This is a genomic window from Buttiauxella izardii, from assembly GCF_003601925.1.
Taxonomy (GTDB): Bacteria; Pseudomonadota; Gammaproteobacteria; order Enterobacterales; family Enterobacteriaceae; genus Buttiauxella; species Buttiauxella izardii.
Window position 1 is genome coordinate 58,941 of the sequence record NZ_QZWH01000017.1, and the last position, 16,196, is coordinate 75,136.

The window sequence follows — 16,196 nt, forward strand, 5'->3', positions numbered from 1 at the left end:
AATGTGATGGCAGTCATATTGTTGGATATGAATGGGTTGGGTTGAGGTAAAGAGGAATCAGGAAGCGATTGGCTGATTTGATGCCAGGAGGGTGAATTTCAGGCAATAAAAAACCACCCGAAGGTGGTTTTCACGACACTGCTTTATCATTGATTTTATAGCTTTTATTCCCATGGTGCCCGGGGCGGGACTTGAACCCGCACAGCGCGAACGCCGAGGGATTTTAAATCCCTTGTGTCTACCGATTTCACCACCCGGGCTCGGGAAGAAAGTGGAGGCGCGTTCCGGAGTCGAACCGGACTAGACGGATTTGCAATCCGCTACATAACCGCTTTGCTAACGCGCCAAAACTTTTTACCTTTGCAGGCTGCAACAGAACTTCTGCTACATAAATTTGGAGCGGGAAACGAGACTCGAACTCGCGACCCCGACCTTGGCAAGGTCGTGCTCTACCAACTGAGCTATTCCCGCAAAATCTTTTAATGAAGCTTTACGCTAATCATTTGATTTTACTATCTTCTGGCAAGCTGTGCTGCCGTTCGATGCGTTGCATTCTACTTAGATGACGCGGTGAGTCAATGAAATTTTCCACCACCGCGTTCCGTTTGCTGAAATTTGCACCTAACCGATCACGGTTCGAGCAAATCACCCCTCGCCGCGGCCAAATATTGGAACATTGACCAGAAAGTTAATACCGCCGCGATGAAGAACAAACCGATACCCGTGTACTCGATCCACATATTTGGACGCCAGAGCATCCCGATAAGGGCCAGCATTTGTGCCATGGTTTTGGCCTTGCCAATCCATGAAACGGCAACACTGCTGCGCTTGCCGATTTCAGCCATCCATTCACGCAAGGCTGAAATAATAATTTCACGAGCAATCATGGTCGCCGCAGGCAGTGTCACCCACCATTCGTGATAGTGCTGAACCACCAGCACCAGCGCGACGACGACCATCACTTTATCCGCTACCGGATCAAGGAAGGCCCCGAAACGAGTGCTTTGATTCCAGCGACGCGCCAGAAAACCATCGAACCAATCAGTGATAGCGGCAAACCAGAAGATAAACGCGCATAGGAATGGCGCCCAACTAAACGGCAGATAAAAAGCCAGCACAAAGAATGGGATAAGGACGATACGAAACAGAGTAAGCAATGTTGGGATATTAAATTGCATAGTGCTGGTTAACTGTCTGTCGTAAGTGGAAATTGTCTCTATGTTGCTACAGAGGCCTTAATGTTTCAACGAGTAGAAGATCTTTTCTGCCAACGCTTGCGAGATACCTGGCACTTTTGCAATTTCTTCTACGGATGCATTCTTTAATGGTTGCAATCCCCCCATATATTTCAACAACATCTGGCGACGTTTTGGGCCAACCCCTTCGATAGTCTCCAGCGCACTGGTATTTTTTACTTTTGCACGTTTTTTACGATGCCCGGAAATCGCGTGGTCGTGCGATTCATCGCGGATATGTTGGATGACGTGCAGTGCCGGAGAATCAGGTGGCAGCGAGAAGCCTTCACCTTCTGGTTCAAAGAACAAAGTCTCAAGCCCGGCTTTACGGTCAGCGCCTTTTGCCACGCCCAGTAGCAGTGGATGATGTTTATCCCAAGGCACATCAAGTTCAGCAAAGACCGCTTTCGCCTGTCCCAACTGCCCTTTCCCGCCGTCGATAAGAATCACATCCGGGACTTTGCTCTCTTCAATGGCCTTGCCATAGCGACGGCTCAATACCTGATTCATCGCCGCATAGTCATCGCCTGGCGTAATACCATCAATGTTGTAGCGTCGATATTCCGCACGGACTGGCCCGTTGGCATCAAAAACCACGCAGGAAGCAATGGTCTGCTCGCCCATCGTGTGGCTAATATCAAAGCATTCCATTCTTTTGATAGCCGGAATTTCCAGTACGTTGGCTAATGCTGCCAGACGTTGGTGAATCGTAGATTGCTGCGACAGTCGCGTGACCAGCGCCGTCGCCGCGTTAGTTCGGGCGAGTTTCAGATAACGCGCCCTGTCGCCGCGTGGCTTGGTTTGCACGTTGATTCGCCGCCCCGCCAATTCTGTCAGCGAGTCGGAGAGCAGCGTTTTATCCGGCAAATCAAAATCGAGCAAGATTTCAGAAGGCAATGTGCGCATCGCGCTGCCTTGCAAATAGAACTGGCCGACAAAGGTTTCCACCACTTCCGCAAGCTCGGTGCCGTTTGGCACTTTCGGGAAATAACTACGACTGCCCAAAACTTTACCCTGACGGATAAACAGAACGTGCACACATGCCATGCCCGAATCGAAGGACACGCCAATCACATCCAGGTCATCGCCCGAATTGGAAACAAACTGTTTTTCAGTGACGCGGCGCACCGCCTGAATCTGGTCACGAATTCTCGCAGCCTCTTCGAATGCCAGGTTTTTACTCGCCGCTTCCATTCGGGCAATCAGCTGATTCAGAACCTGATCGTCTTTGCCAGAAAGGAACAAGCGCACATATTCCACCTGCTGTGCGTAATCTTCTTCGCTGACTAAACCGGCAACGCACGGCCCGAGGCAGCGCCCAATCTGATATTGCAGACAGGGACGCGAACGATTGCGATAGACATTGTTTTCGCACTGGCGAATCGGGAAGATTTTTTGCAGTAATGCCAGCGTTTCACGTACGGCATAGCCATTCGGGAAAGGCCCGAAATATTCGCCTTTTACGTGTTTTGCCCCACGGTGCATGGCAAGCCGGGGATGAGTATCGCCGCTAAGGAAAATAAAGGGATAGGATTTGTCATCACGCAGCAGCACGTTATAGCGCGGCTGGTAAAGCTTGATGTAGTTGTGTTCCAGCAGCAGCGCTTCTGTTTCGGTATGGGTTACCGTCACGTCTATATGCTGGATTAATGCCACCAGAGCTTCGGTTTTACGGCTGGCAAGATTGCTCCTGAAGTAGCTCGACAGGCGCTTTTTTAGATCTTTGGCTTTACCAACGTAAATGACCGTTTCGCTGGCGTCATACATGCGATAGACGCCAGGCTGGCTGGTGACAGTTTTGAGGAAAGCGCGTGGGTCAAAGATTTCACTCACTGCTGATTAACGTCTCCGCACTAAATAAACCATGACGAATGGCCAGGTGTGTCAGCTCAACATCGCCACTAATATTCAGTTTACTAAACATGCGGTAACGGTAACTGTTCACCGTTTTCGGGCTGAGATTAAGCTGCTCTGAGATCTCATTGACCTTCTGGCCTTTGGTGATCATCAGCATAATCTGTAATTCGCGCTCAGACAAACTGGCAAACGGGGTGTCCGTTTTCTCCGGTTCAATCTGGCTTAATGCCATCTGCTGAGCAATGTCAGAGGCGATGTAACGCTGGCCGGCATTCACTGCACGAATCGCGTTCACAACATCCTGCGGAGCAGCGCCTTTGCTTAAATAACCTGCCGCACCGGCTTGCATGACTTTAGCTGGCAGCGGGTTTTCGGTGTGTATTGTCAACATAATCACTTTGATATCGTTTGAATATCGCGCAATTTTACGTGTTGCTTCAAGACCACCGATTCCCGGCATGTTCATGTCCATCAGGACAACATCAACCGGATGGCTACGGCACCACTTTACGGCATCCTCACCGCAATTTGCTTCACCTGATATCTTAATCCCTTTGATATCTTCAAGAATGCGTCGTATCCCTGCGCGCACCAGTTCGTGGTCATCAACAAGAAGTACGTTGATCAAAGGGGAACTCTCCAGAATAGGGATTACGCTGCTAAAAATTACTGGGACATATTAACGGGTTTTCCGGCAACTTTAAAATCTAAAAGCGGATTTTAAGAATTCGAACGTCTTTTGGAAATGTAATTGTACAGTGGAAACAATACTTACCTGCTGATTAATTCATTCAACAAATTACCAAAAATGCTTTTCATATTATGAAAAACGATAATCCATTAATAATTTAACGCCATTTTGAGGGTGACAAATGCACTTTCAGTTAACTATAAATAAACATAATTAAAACAATTCGAGCAGTTCGTACCGATAGCCCTCAGGGCGTTACGCGTAACCACTAATAAAATGGTTTCTGAGTGTGCTATACTCCGCCGCCTTAAGAAGCCGTTACACTAAATGACGGTGTACCAACCAAGACCGAGGAACATAAATGAGCACTCCTGATTTTTCCACCGCAGACAACAGTAGTGAACTGGCTATTGAAGTCACCTGCCTGAAAGCCATGCTGACTCAGATGCTGAAAGCCATGGGCCAAGCCGATGCAGGCAAGGTTATCATCAAAATGGAAAAGCAAATTGCTCAAATGGAAGACTCGGCGCACGCAGAGGTATTCGGTAATACTGTTAAGCAAATTAAACAAGCTTACCGTCAGTAACCTGCGCACGACGGCTGGATGAGTTCTCTATACTCCAGCCGTTTTGTTCGTACCACCCGCTCCATTCCTTCGCTTCAAATTATCCCAATCGCGGCGGCATAACAGGCAATTTGCGTTTTATTAGGCGCATTAAACTTCTTCTGCATATTTTTCTGGTGAAAATTCACTGTATTTTCTGATATCGACAAAATAATGGCGATCTCAGCTGAAGTCTTACCTTCTCCTGTCCACTGCAATATTTCCCGCTCACGCTTACTGAGTTTCAATGTTATCGCATCCATTGAAGCATCATTAAGACGCGTTAATGTCATCAGGCTTAATTCGCCCAAATATTGCAGACGCAGTTCCAGCTCATCATCAGGTAATATTTTGCCTTTATTTGCGGTGCGTGAAACCGATAAAAAGCCCAGCGCGCGATTCGGAGAGATCACACACTGACTGATGCCACGCCGTAGCCCATGATCCCGCGCCGCATCCCAGAACTCCTGCGTATCGCCAAAAAGCGCATCATTCCACGGCAAGTTACCGCGCATGAAATTTTCAGGGCGCAATACAGGATCAATCGCAAAATAATTAGCCGCATGATAGTGATCAAGCCAGCTTTGTGGATACGACGATCTGAGTGACGTTTTAGGGCGAGTAAAAGGCACCGGATGGCGAATACACAGAGAGAAATAATCAAATTCCAGCTGATCGGTTTGCTGATGAAGAATTTTAGTTATTTCATCCGCCTCAGTGACGGACTGGAAGATATTAAGTACATCCTGTCGCCAGCGAAAAAAGTTGTGATCGTCCATTATGTCTGGCGTTTCTCCTGACATTTAATTCATTCTCAAATGTAATGGTTAACGCTATCACATTTATCAAAATTATTAATGCATTTAATAACGGCCCCAAAAGTGGGGCCATATGAGTTACTGGGTGAGGAATTTTTCGAGAAACTGCTGAGTTCGCGGCTGTTTAGGATTGGCAAACAGTTCGCGGGCTGGCCCCTGCTCAACAATACGCCCCTGATCCATGAAAATAGCGCGGTCTGCAACATCACGCGCAAAGCTCATTTCGTGGGTCACAATCACCATGGTGCGTTTTTCTTCTGCCAACTGGCGAATGGTGCTTAACACTTCGCCCACCAGTTCCGGGTCAAGCGCAGACGTGGGTTCGTCAAACAGAATCACTTCCGGGCGCATCGCCAGCGCACGGGCAATCGCCACACGCTGTTGTTGCCCGCCTGACAAGCGGCGCGGGTAACTGGTTTCTTTGCCGCTCAACCCAACTTTCGCCAGCAATTCACGCGCTCGCGCAATGGCTTCGTCTTTCGGTTCGCCTTTCACAATCACCGGCCCTTCAATGATATTTTCAATCACCGTGCGGTGTGGGAAAAGGTTAAAACTCTGGAACACAAAGCCGACATGCTGGCGCAACTCACGCACTCGGTTCTTCTGTTTGCTGAGCGATTGCGCGGCATCAATGGAAATTTCACCCACTTTGATGGTGCCCGCTTCCGGTTGTTCCAACAAATTAATGCAGCGCAGTAGCGTGGTTTTACCCGAACCGCTCGGCCCAATAATCGCTACCACTTCGCCCGCTTTCACTTCCAGATCGATACCGTGCAGCACCGTCTGCCCATGGAATTTTTTGACCAGTTGTTTTACGTCGATGGCGCTCATTTTGGATCCCTGTCCTGGCGATTAAGCTGATCTTCAAAGTAGTTTTGCAACGTAGAAAGCACCGTTGCCATCACCCAGTAAATCAATGAAGCCGCGAGATACATGGTAAAGACCTCAAGAGTCCGCGATGTAATTAGCTGCGCCTGGCGGAACAGCTCAGGAACCTGAATCGTCGCTGCCAGCGAAGTATCTTTCACGAGGCTGATAAAGCTATTACTCAGCGGAGGCAATGCCACACGCGCCGCCTGCGGTAAAATCGCCCGGCGCAGCGTCTGCCACGGCGTCATCCCGATACTGGCCGCCGCTTCCCACTGCCCTTTTTCGATGGACGAAATCGCCGCACGCAAAGTTTCAGACGCATAAGCCGCGGTATTAAGAGATAAACCAATCATCGCCGCCGGAATAGGATCAAGCTCAATGCCAAACTGCGGCAGGCCGTAATAGATCATAAACAGCTGGGCGATAAGCGGCGTGCCACGGAAAATCGACACGTAAAAACGTGATAACCACGAAAACGGCCAGAACGGCGACAAGCGCATCAGCGCCAATAAAAAGCCGAGAATCAGCCCAAAGAACATGCCGCCGATACTCAGTTGCAGCGTGAACACCGCCCCTTTGAGCAGGAATGGCGCTGAATCCAGCACCAGTTGAATACTTTCTTGCATAGATACCCTGTTTTTTAAATATGCGGATGGTAAGCGAACAATGCTGGCGCACCACCGGTATGAATAAAGATAATCGGGCCGTCGTCTTTAAAACGCTTCTGCGCCACGCCATCAATTAAACCCGCCATCGCTTTGCCGGTGTAAACCGGGTCGAGCAAAATCCCTTCAAGGCGTGCGAGAATTTTGATCGCCTCAAGCCCTTCTTCATTCGGCGTACCGTAGCCCGGCGCAAAATAATCATCCCAGAGCTTAATCGGGTTATTGGCGCTAACACTCAGAGACTGCGCAACAGCGCGCTGCAAGGCTTCCACTTTTGGCAACTGTTGTGCAATGGTGCGCGACACGGTGACACCGATTAAATCGACATCCGGCATGACTTGCTCAAGCCCAACGGCCAGCCCGGCATGCGTGCCTGCGCTACCGGATGCGACAACAACAGACGACACATTCACCGCCCCTTCGCACTGCTGAGCAATTTCCAGCGCGCTTTCAACGTAACCCAGAGCGCCCAACACATTTGAGCCACCCACCGGAATCACATACGGACGGAACCCCTGCGCTTCAAGGCGCTCAGCAATTTCTTCCAGTTGGCTATCTGGCGAATGGAGCGCATCACACATTTCGATTTCGACATTAAACAGGTCGAGCATCAAACGGTTGCCATTTGTCAGGTAATTTTCAGCCTGCGTACCAATCGGGTTTTCCAGCAAAGCGACACATTTCAGACCGAGTTTTGCGGCAACCGCCGCAGTCTGGCGAACATGATTTGACTGAATCGCCCCGGCAGTGACCAGCACATCAGCGCCTTCACGCAGTGCGTCAGCCGCCAGGAATTCAAGTTTACGCAGCTTATTACCGCCCATTGCCATCGGCGTGGTGTCGTCACGTTTAATGTAGATTTCACGGCCAAGGTAATCAGAAAAACGCGGCAGATATTCGAGTGGCGTCGGTGCGCCGATAAATTCCAGACGCGGGAAAAGCGTCAGATTGTGCAGTGACATGAGCAACTCCAGTACACTTATTAAAAATTTCACATCTCTTCATTATGCACGAGCCTGGCCGAATACCCGCAAATGCAAATAAAAAAGGTGCTGATATCAGCACCGTTTTTTTTCAAAACCTTGTCCTAAATAATTCTGGGTGCAGGAAGGCGACAAAGCCGTAAGTCCCCAGGAGCATAGATAACTATGTGACTGGGGCGCACGGGTGCAGTCAACGCATCTGCAGCCTGAAGTATGAAGGACATTATTTGGTCACGTCAGCGCCAAACCACTTCTCAGACAACTTCGCCAAAGAACCGTCTTTCTGCATCTCGGCGATACCTTTGTTAATCGCTTCAACCAGGTCTTCGTTGCCTTTACGCACGGCGACACCCGCTTCCTGGCGAGAGAATGCATCACCCGCTACGGCCAGAGTGTCTTTGGTTTTCTTCACCAGATCCAGCGCGGCCAGGCGGTCAACCAGAATCGCGTCAATACGGCCTACGCGCAGATCCTGATATTTAGTCGGATCATCATCATAAGTTCGGATATCAACGCCCTGCACATTGGCACGCAACCACTCTTCGTAGTTAGTCCCAAGGCCGACGCCGACTTTTTTGCCTTTCAGGGAATCTGGCCCGGTAATGCTGCCTTCATTGCCCTTTTTCACCAGTGCCTGAATACCGGAAACGGTGTACGGCGTGGAGAAATCATATTTCTTCTTACGTTCGTCAGAGATGGTGACCTGGTTAATCACCACGTCGATGCGCTTGGAATCGAGCGACGCCAGCATGCCATCCCATTTAGTGGGTTTGAGAGACGCTTTCACGCCAATGTGCTGTGCCAGTTGCTCGGCAAATTCCACTTCAAAACCGGTCAGCTTGCCGTCATCACCCTGGAAGCTGAACGGAGGATAAGTCCCTTCCAGCCCAACCAACAGCGTGCCGCGCTCTTTCACTTTATTGAGTAAATTTTCTGCCGCGAAAGTTTTCACGCTCGCGCCCGCGACCATTGCCACTGCCAGCACGCCCATCAGCGCCTGACGCCCCACCATTGCAAATTTCATAGTCACCCCGAATATGGATAATTTTGTTGTATTGTAGCGACTTAATATAATCAATCAAAACCACTGCGCTACAAGTTATGCCATTTTAATATATATCAGAAGTTGATTTATTTTCCTGGAAATGGGCAACAGTATTTTGGTTCAGGGTTTGAAACTGCCCATACTTGCGCAGCGCAATGCGGTAGTTATTGGTGCTGGTAGGCGGCAACCACGGTTCGAGTGAATCATCGAAGTAACCGTTAGCGGAGGAAGGAGCAGGAATATTCTGCGAAGCCAGATGATTCCCCAGACGGCGCAGGCGCACCACATATTCGCGGATAGTGCCGTGGCTCATCTCAGTTTGTTCAAACAGATACTCTTTAAAACCGATGATATCGAAATAGTGCTGCTGCTCTTTGCAGTACAAATCGCCACAAAAACGGCACAACGCCGCCCATGACTGGCGCTCAATCTGCCAGCCATTTTCATCGATTAAAGTATCCAACTGCGCGATTGCCGTTTTACTGACAATTTCGCCACGGCGCGTCAGCGTAATTCGGTCGAGCAGTTTTGCGCACTGCGCACAATGTGTTTGCGTGTGTTTAAAGTCTTTTAAGAAGCGGCTCAATGGCCGTTTTTTTAATTGTTGCACCGTCATGATGTTATCCCGGTCGTCTTATAATGTACGGCCTACAACTTCCCGAGCTTAGTGCGTAAGCGTTTAATCGCCTGGCTATGCAACTGACTGACGCGCGACTCCCCCACTTCCAGCACCGCACCAATCTCTTTGAGATTCAGCTCTTCCTGGTAATAAAGGGTCAGCACCATTTTTTCGCGATCGGGTAACGCATCAATAGCGTCCATCACGCGCTGGCGTAAATTCCCTTCCAGTAATTGCTGGAGCGGGTTCGCCTGCTGATGCTCTTCAGTAATCAGTTCGATACTATCGCCATGCTCTTCACGCCACTCGTCATAAGAGAAAAGTTGGCTGTTGTTGGTGTCGAGCAACATCTGACGGTATTCGTTGAGCGGGATATCCAACCGTTCTGCCACTTCTGTTTCCGTCGCATTACGGCCCAGCTCTTGCTCCAGTTGACCAATTGCCTGCGCAACGCCGCGGGCGTTACGCCTGACGCTGCGTGGCACCCAGTCACGGCTGCGCAACTCATCAAGCATCGCCCCACGGATGCGCTGCACCGCGTAGGTAGTAAATGCCGTTCCTTGCAGGGCATCATAACGGTCCACTGCGTTTAACAACCCGATGCCGCCCGCCTGTAGCAGGTCGTCAAGCTCCACACTCGCGGGCAGGCGTACCTGCAGGCGCAATGCTTCGTGACGCACCAGCGGTACATAACGCTGCCACAGCGAGTGTTTATCCATCACACCTTCAGCGGTATACAGTGAATTCACGATAAACAGCCCTGCGTTAGTTGAGTTATCGGCATGATTATCCGTTTCTGGAGGGTTTTTAATCGCAAGAATAGTGGGTGAAATGAGGGGTTATTTGGGGGTTATGGGTAACAGTGGATATGAAAAAACCCCGCAAGCGCGAGGTTTGGTCAGGTTTTGGCAAATTAACGCAGCAGAGACAGAACGCCCTGCGGAACCTGGTTAGCCTGTGCCAGCACAGAAGTACCCGCCTGCTGCAGGATCTGCGCTTTGGACATGTTGGAAACTTCGGTCGCGTAGTCAGCATCTTCGATACGGCTACGAGCAGAGGTCAGGTTACCCAGAGTGTTACCCAGGTTAGTGATAGTAGAGTCGAAACGGTTTTGTACCGCACCGAGGTCAGAACGCAAGGCGTCGACTTTAGCCAGGGCATCGTCGAGAGCTTTCAGTGGATCGATAGTTTTTGCTGAAGTAGTTTTCTCATCAGTACTAATTTTACCCTCTGCGTCTTTATATGCAGCCTTGCCAGAACCATTGGTGATTGCACCATCTGTTTGAACAAAATAAGTGGCCACATTAGAATTAGTTAGTGAACCATCAGCTTTAGTAAATACTGCAGCGCCTCCTGTGGTTTCAGTAACAGCACCACCTATTGAGATTGAATAATCCGTACCGGTAGCAGAATTTACAGTTACTGCTTTATTTTTTACTAGATTAGACAAAGAGTCAGAACTGATAAACGCATTTTCTACTTTAACGTTGCCAGCGACTGATGAATTCGAAGTACCTGCAAAGGTAAACTTACTACCATCAGCCATCTCGATTGTTGATTTGACTGCAGTACCCGTTGTTCCGCCAACGTTATTATTTTGCAGTCCTTCAAGCGTAGCTTGTGGAAGAGGAGTGGCAGAACCATTTTTGGTTAAATTACCAGTTGTATCCAAATACAGCGTTGAACCATCGTCAGCTGCAGAGATTTTGCCATCATTTCCGATCGTTACTTTCTGAGCGGAACCATTAATAGTAATGGTGGCTTGTGCTGTATCACCAGCTTTAGGGGCTATGTATTTCTGAACTTGATCATAAGTCGCCGTAGAACCAGCAGTTGAGAATGAATAATTTCCCTTATCCGCATTATAAGTGTAATCGGTTGCCACAGTTGCAAAACCATTATCAATTACACTGTTGACTTTGTCGCCAGTGGCCAATTTACCTAACACATCAGATGCTTTTGAAGCGGTAAAGCCTGCATCACCAGTATATGTTTTACCGGCATCAGTTGTTTTGAAACCTGCTGCCACCAAGTCGGTTGTTTTAGCCAAGGTATTAGCCACACCACCTTTACCATTCACGTTAAAACCATCTAGTCCCAGGGTGCTGGACGTGATTTCTTTCAGGTCGATAGTGATGGTTTCGCCATCGTTAGCACCAACCTGAATTTTCATAGAGCTATCACCAGCCAGAACTTTCACGCCGTTGAACTGAGTTTGACCGGAAACGCGGTCAATCTCGCCCAGACGCTGGGTGATTTCATTCTGGATTGAATCCAGGTCAGATCCGGAGTTGGTGCCGTTAGTTGCCTGAACAGACAGCTCACGTACACGCTGCAAGTTGTTGTTAATTTCAGACAGCGCGCCTTCAGTTGTCTGAGCGATAGAGATACCGTCGTTGGCGTTACGGGAAGCCTGAGTCAGGCCTTTGATGTTTGCAGTGAAGCGGTTAGCAATTGCCTGGCCCGCTGCATCGTCTTTAGCGCTGTTAATACGCAGACCGGAAGACAGACGCTCAATAGCAGTGCCCAGAGAAGATTGAGATTTGTTCAGATTGTTTTGGGTCAACAGCGACAGGCTGTTAGTGTTGATAACTTGTGCCATGATTTTTTATCCTTATCAATTCACATTTTGTGGTTGGGCTGTTGCCCACGGTTTCTCACCGTCTACCCATGTATCGGCACACTATTTTCGAACTTTAGAAAAATTTCACTTTTTAACTAGCCTCCGAAATAACCCGCTACCCCTTCATTATTCCCGCCATTAAATAGCTGCAAATATCATTAAACTTTGCGCTCTCGTTGCCGATACCACTGTGAATAATTGTTAGTAATGAAAAGGGAATAATAATGGCTAGCGTTTCTTCATTAGGGGTCGGCTCCAACCTGCCGTTGGATACTTTATTAGCTAACCTCAGCACGGCGGAAAAAGGTCGACTGACTCCGATTACCGCGCAGCAGTCCAGCTACAGTGCCAAACTTACAGCTTATGGTTCACTTAAAAGCGCGATTGAAAAATTCCAGACGGCGAATACCGCACTAAATGACGCTACCCTTTTCAAAAGCAGCAACGCCGTTAGTAGTACAACTGATTTAGGTGTGAGCACAGGTGCCGGAGCAGCAGCAGGCAAATACACCATCAGCGTTACTCAACTCGCGCAGGCGCAGTCTCTCGCGACTGGCGGGATTGCCAGCGCCACCGATAAACAAAGCACCGTTTCATCGAACGACCGCACACTGGTGATTAACCAGCCAGGTCGTAAAGAACCATTGGAAATCAAACTCACCGACGACCAAACCTCGCTGAACGGTGTTCGGGACGCCATTAATGCTGCTGATGGTGGTGTTTCTGCAAGTGTCATTAAAAACAGTGAAGGCAAATTCCAGCTGGTTATTACTTCTACCGAAACCGGTGAAGATCAAGCAATGACCATTAAAGTTACTGGTGACAGCGAACTTAATGATCTCATTGGTTATGATTCTTCGGAGCCAAAAAATGGCTTGAGTGAAACTATTTCAGCTCAAAATGCCGAGTTAACCATCAACAATATCAAAGTAGTAAGCGGCAGCAATACTGTTAAAGACACGCCGGAAGGCGTCACTCTGACTCTAAATAAAGAAGTCACTAACGCCACCGTCACTGTGACTAAAAGCAATGACAAGGCAACAACCGCGATTAAAGCCTGGGTTGATGCTTATAACTCGATGTTGGACACCTTTAGCTCGCTGACGAAATACAGTGCTGTAGACGCCGGTGCAGACCAAAGCACAGGAAATGGCGTGTTACTGGGCGACAGCGTAGTTCGCACGATTCAGACAGGCATTCGCGGACAGTTTACGACAGGCGACACCGGTTCAAAATTTAGCACCCTGTCGCAGATCGGCATTGCTCAGGATCCAACCACCGGCAAGCTCAAAATTGACGACGATAAGCTCAAAACAGCATTAGCCAGCAACTCCGTTGATACTCAAAAACTTCTGGTCGGCGACGGCAAAACCACCGGTATCACAACTACCACTGCAAACCTGGTAAAAGGCTATCTGGCCACTGATGGCATTCTTGACAGCGCCACCACCAGCATCAACGCCACGCTAAAAAGCCTGACCAAGCAATATCTGGCAACCAGTTCGAGCATCGACGACACCATCGCCCGATATAAAGCTCAGTTTACGCAGCTCGACACCATGATGAGCAAGCTAAACAACACCAGCAATTATCTGACTCAACAATTCTCATCCAGCAGTTCCTGATAACAAGGGGTAATTATGTACAGCGCGCGGGGTACACAAGCATATGCTCAGATTGGTGTGGAAAGCGCCGTCATGAGCGCGAGTCCTCATCAACTGATTGTTTTGCTTTTTGATGGAGCATTAAGCGCCCTGGTCAGAGCTCGCTTGTTTATGCAGCAAGGAGAGCTGGCCGCCAAAGGGGAAGCACTGAGTAAAGCCATCAACATTATCGATAACGGCCTGAAGGCCGGTCTGGATAATGAACAAGGGGGCGAAATCGCAGAGAATTTATCTTCTCTGTACGACTATATGATTCGCCAACTGATGCTGGCTAATCTGCGAAATAACGTTGAATTAATAGAAGAAGTTGAAGGGCTATTAACCAACATTGCCGATGCCTGGAAACAGATTTCACCACTGAACGCCGCGCGGGAGCCTGCCTAATGTCTCCGTATGTTGAACTGATCAGCCGCTGGCAAAACGTGGTTCTGCTCAGCCAATCTTTGCTGGAACTGGCTGAACGCGGCGAATGGGATTTATTGCTGGAGCAGGAAGTTGCTTACCTGCAAGGTATCGAAATGCTCAACGCCAACCCTATTCCACCGGGGACGGCGCAAAGCGTGCAGGACATGCTGCATCAAAATCTCGAGCAAATTCTGGCGAACGAACAGGCGCTAAAAAACTTATTACAGCAGCGTCTGGACGAACTGAGTTCGTTAATCGGCCAGTCGTCGCGCCAGCAAACGCTGAACCATACTTATGGACGGTTATCCGGCCAGTTGCTGGTGCCGGATGCACCGCAATAATTTTGCTTCACCGCACAAAGCTTTCCGTAACTAATTCTCCGTCCCGCTTAAAATCTTCCATACTCCAGAAGTCAGCTAAATGACTCCTGGAGCGTGGACTCGATGAAAAACCCAACCCTTTTGCAATTTTTCCATTGGTATTACCCCGGTGGGGGTCAGTTATGGGCAGAAGTTGCCGAACGCGCCGCAACGCTCAACGACATCGGCGTCAATATGGTCTGGCTCCCCCCCGCCTATAAAGGCAGTTCGGGCGGTTATTCAGTGGGCTACGATGTTTACGATCTTTTTGATCTCGGCGAGTTTGACCAAAAAGGATCGGTCGCCACCAAATACGGCGACAAAGCTCAATTGCTGGGCGCGATAAAAGCCTTGCAAGAAAATGATATCGCCGTCGTGCTTGATGTGGTTCTGAACCACAAAATGGGTGCCGACGAAAAAGAACAGGTTCGCGTTAACCGCGTCAATGAAGAAAACCGCAATGAAATAGACGACGAGGTTATCGACTGCGAAGCCTGGACGCGCTACACCTTCCCCGCTCGTGCCGGGCAATATTCGCAATTTGTCTGGGATTTCAAATGCTTTAGCGGCGTCGATCACATCGAAAACCCGAATGAAGACGGTATTTTCAAAATCATCAACGACTATACTGGCGACGGCTGGAATGACCAGGTTGATGACGAACTGGGCAATTTCGACTATTTGATGGGCGAGAATATCGACTTCCGCAATCATGCGGTGACGGAAGAGTTGAAATACTGGGCGTGCTGGGTGATGGAACAAACCGGCTGCAACGGCTTCCGTCTGGACGCAGTGAAACACATTCCGGCCTGGTTCTATAAAGAGTGGATTGAGCACGTTCAGGAAGTGGCGGAACAACCGTTGTTTATCGTGGCTGAATACTGGTCGCACGAAGTCGACAAACTTCAGGAATATATCGCGCAGGTAGACGGCAAAACGATGCTGTTTGACGCCCCGCTGCAAATGAAATTCCACCAGGCCTCGAAGCAGGGTCGCGATTATGACATGAGCCAGATTTTTACCGGCACGCTAGTAGAAGCCGATCCGTTCCACGCGGTGACGCTGGTTGCCAACCACGACACGCAACCGCTGCAATCGCTTGAAGCGCCCGTCGAACCCTGGTTCAAACCGCTGGCTTACGCGCTGATCTTATTGCGCGAAAATGGCGTGCCGAACGTGTTTTACCCGGATTTATTTGGCGCCAGTTACGACGATGAAGGCGGCGATGGCGAAACTTACCACATCGACATGCCGGTCATTGAACAACTGGATGACTTGATTCACGCCCGCGAACGCTTCGCTCACGGCGTGCAAACGCTCTATTTTGATCACCCGAATTGCATCGCGTTCAGCCGCAGCGGCACCGAGGAAAATCCGGGCTGTGTAGTCGTGCTTTCTAACGGTGATGAAGGCGAAAAAACCATTACGCTCGGGGATAATTATGCAGGTAAAAACTGGCGCGATTATCTGGGGAATCGGGAAGAAACCGTCACCACCGATGAAAACGGCAGCGCGACGTTTGCCTGTAATGGCGGCAGCGTGAGCGTGTGGGTGATTGAAGATGTGTTATAGAAGCACGCAAGGAACGGGTTTTGCAGGGGGGATAAGCGGCAGCGTCATCCACCATGTCATTGCCGGTAAAAGTGTCGGATGACGCTGCGCTTATCCGACCTACGAAGAGGTATTTCCTCTCCTTGAAGGCTGTCTCTTAGTCACATCTCTGTGAGTCGGGAGACGGTTCCGTTCACCCGATGTTCA

Annotated in this window: 16 protein-coding genes and 3 tRNA genes; 5 read left to right on the top strand and 14 right to left on the bottom strand. The window is 49.4% G+C overall.

All coding sequences use genetic code 11. The annotated features are described in order from the left end of the window. Nucleotides 1–173 precede the first annotated feature (173 nt). The 6 genes from D6029_RS09465 to uvrY all read right to left on the bottom strand — a co-directional run bounded on the left by D6029_RS09465 (nt 174) and on the right by uvrY (nt 3,720). Nucleotides 174–260: transfer RNA gene (locus tag D6029_RS09465), tRNA-Leu, on the bottom strand. Nucleotides 261–272: 12 nt separating this feature from the next. Then, nucleotides 273–346: transfer RNA gene (locus tag D6029_RS09470), tRNA-Cys, on the bottom strand. A gap of 49 nt (nt 347–395) precedes the next feature. Then, nucleotides 396–471 (bottom strand) — tRNA-Gly (locus D6029_RS09475). 158 nt (nt 472–629) lie between these two features. Next, a complete protein-coding gene (pgsA, locus tag D6029_RS09480; RefSeq protein WP_120064537.1) occupies nt 630–1,178 on the bottom strand; it encodes a CDP-diacylglycerol--glycerol-3-phosphate 3-phosphatidyltransferase in 549 nt (182 codons plus the stop codon). Nucleotides 1,179–1,235: 57 nt separating this feature from the next. Continuing rightward, complete coding sequence (gene uvrC / locus D6029_RS09485) at nt 1,236–3,068, bottom strand: excinuclease ABC subunit UvrC (protein WP_120064538.1); 1,833 nt, start codon at nt 3,066–3,068, stop codon at nt 1,236–1,238. Further along, nucleotides 3,061–3,720 carry a UvrY/SirA/GacA family response regulator transcription factor gene (uvrY, locus tag D6029_RS09490; RefSeq protein WP_120064539.1) on the bottom strand — a complete coding sequence of 220 codons (660 nt, stop codon included), beginning with the start codon at nt 3,718–3,720 and terminating at the stop codon, nt 3,061–3,063. Before uvrY ends, uvrC begins: the two co-directional genes overlap by 8 nt. A 424-nt stretch (nt 3,721–4,144) precedes the next feature. Between uvrY and D6029_RS09495 the strand changes: the two genes are divergently transcribed. Then, nucleotides 4,145–4,369, top strand: a complete 225-nt coding sequence (locus tag D6029_RS09495) for a DUF2594 family protein (RefSeq protein ID WP_120064540.1) — start codon at nt 4,145–4,147, stop codon at nt 4,367–4,369. Between the two features lie 74 nt (nt 4,370–4,443). Here the strand turns inward: D6029_RS09495 and sdiA are convergent, their stop codons facing one another. From sdiA to D6029_RS09535, 8 genes are all read right to left on the bottom strand, one after another. Next, nucleotides 4,444–5,166: a transcriptional regulator SdiA gene (gene sdiA, locus D6029_RS09500; RefSeq protein ID WP_120064541.1), complete on the bottom strand. Its 723-nt coding sequence runs from the start codon at nt 5,164–5,166 to the stop codon at nt 4,444–4,446. A gap of 117 nt (nt 5,167–5,283) precedes the next feature. Further along, complete coding sequence (gene tcyN / locus D6029_RS09505; RefSeq protein ID WP_120064542.1) at nt 5,284–6,036, bottom strand: L-cystine ABC transporter ATP-binding protein TcyN; 753 nt, start codon at nt 6,034–6,036, stop codon at nt 5,284–5,286. Beyond that, nucleotides 6,033–6,701 (bottom strand): cystine ABC transporter permease, encoded by a 669-nt coding sequence (gene tcyL / locus D6029_RS09510; protein ID WP_120064543.1) that lies wholly within the window; start codon nt 6,699–6,701, stop codon nt 6,033–6,035. The genes tcyN and tcyL overlap by 4 nt, the downstream gene beginning before the upstream one ends. A gap of 14 nt (nt 6,702–6,715) precedes the next feature. Continuing rightward, nucleotides 6,716–7,702, bottom strand: a complete 987-nt coding sequence (gene dcyD, locus D6029_RS09515; protein ID WP_120064544.1) for a D-cysteine desulfhydrase — start codon at nt 7,700–7,702, stop codon at nt 6,716–6,718. A 244-nt stretch (nt 7,703–7,946) separates the two neighbouring features. Beyond that, nucleotides 7,947–8,747: a cystine ABC transporter substrate-binding protein gene (gene tcyJ, locus D6029_RS09520; protein WP_120064545.1), complete on the bottom strand. Its 801-nt coding sequence runs from the start codon at nt 8,745–8,747 to the stop codon at nt 7,947–7,949. 85 nt (nt 8,748–8,832) lie between these two features. Then, nucleotides 8,833–9,384, bottom strand: a complete 552-nt coding sequence (fliZ, locus tag D6029_RS09525; RefSeq protein ID WP_120064546.1) for a flagella biosynthesis regulatory protein FliZ — start codon at nt 9,382–9,384, stop codon at nt 8,833–8,835. A gap of 32 nt (nt 9,385–9,416) precedes the next feature. After that, nucleotides 9,417–10,136 (bottom strand): RNA polymerase sigma factor FliA, encoded by a 720-nt coding sequence (locus D6029_RS09530; protein ID WP_120064547.1) that lies wholly within the window; start codon nt 10,134–10,136, stop codon nt 9,417–9,419. A gap of 164 nt (nt 10,137–10,300) precedes the next feature. Next, nucleotides 10,301–11,989: a FliC/FljB family flagellin gene (locus D6029_RS09535; RefSeq protein ID WP_120064548.1), complete on the bottom strand. Its 1,689-nt coding sequence runs from the start codon at nt 11,987–11,989 to the stop codon at nt 10,301–10,303. A gap of 245 nt (nt 11,990–12,234) precedes the next feature. Between D6029_RS09535 and fliD the strand changes: the two genes are divergently transcribed. The 4 genes from fliD to amyA all read left to right on the top strand — a co-directional run bounded on the left by fliD (nt 12,235) and on the right by amyA (nt 16,010). Beyond that, a complete protein-coding gene (gene fliD / locus D6029_RS09540) occupies nt 12,235–13,635 on the top strand; it encodes a flagellar filament capping protein FliD (protein WP_120064549.1) in 1,401 nt (466 codons plus the stop codon). Between the two features lie 15 nt (nt 13,636–13,650). Then, the gene (gene fliS, locus D6029_RS09545; RefSeq protein WP_120064550.1) at nt 13,651–14,058 is read left to right on the top strand and encodes a flagellar export chaperone FliS; all 408 of its coding nucleotides are present in this window, start codon (nt 13,651–13,653) and stop codon (nt 14,056–14,058) included. Continuing rightward, the gene (gene fliT, locus D6029_RS09550) at nt 14,058–14,420 is read left to right on the top strand and encodes a flagella biosynthesis regulatory protein FliT (RefSeq protein ID WP_120064551.1); all 363 of its coding nucleotides are present in this window, start codon (nt 14,058–14,060) and stop codon (nt 14,418–14,420) included. Before fliS ends, fliT begins: the two co-directional genes overlap by 1 nt. A gap of 102 nt (nt 14,421–14,522) precedes the next feature. Continuing rightward, complete coding sequence (gene amyA, locus D6029_RS09555) at nt 14,523–16,010, top strand: alpha-amylase (RefSeq protein ID WP_120064552.1); 1,488 nt, start codon at nt 14,523–14,525, stop codon at nt 16,008–16,010. The last annotated feature ends 186 nt before the right edge of the window (nt 16,011–16,196 follow it).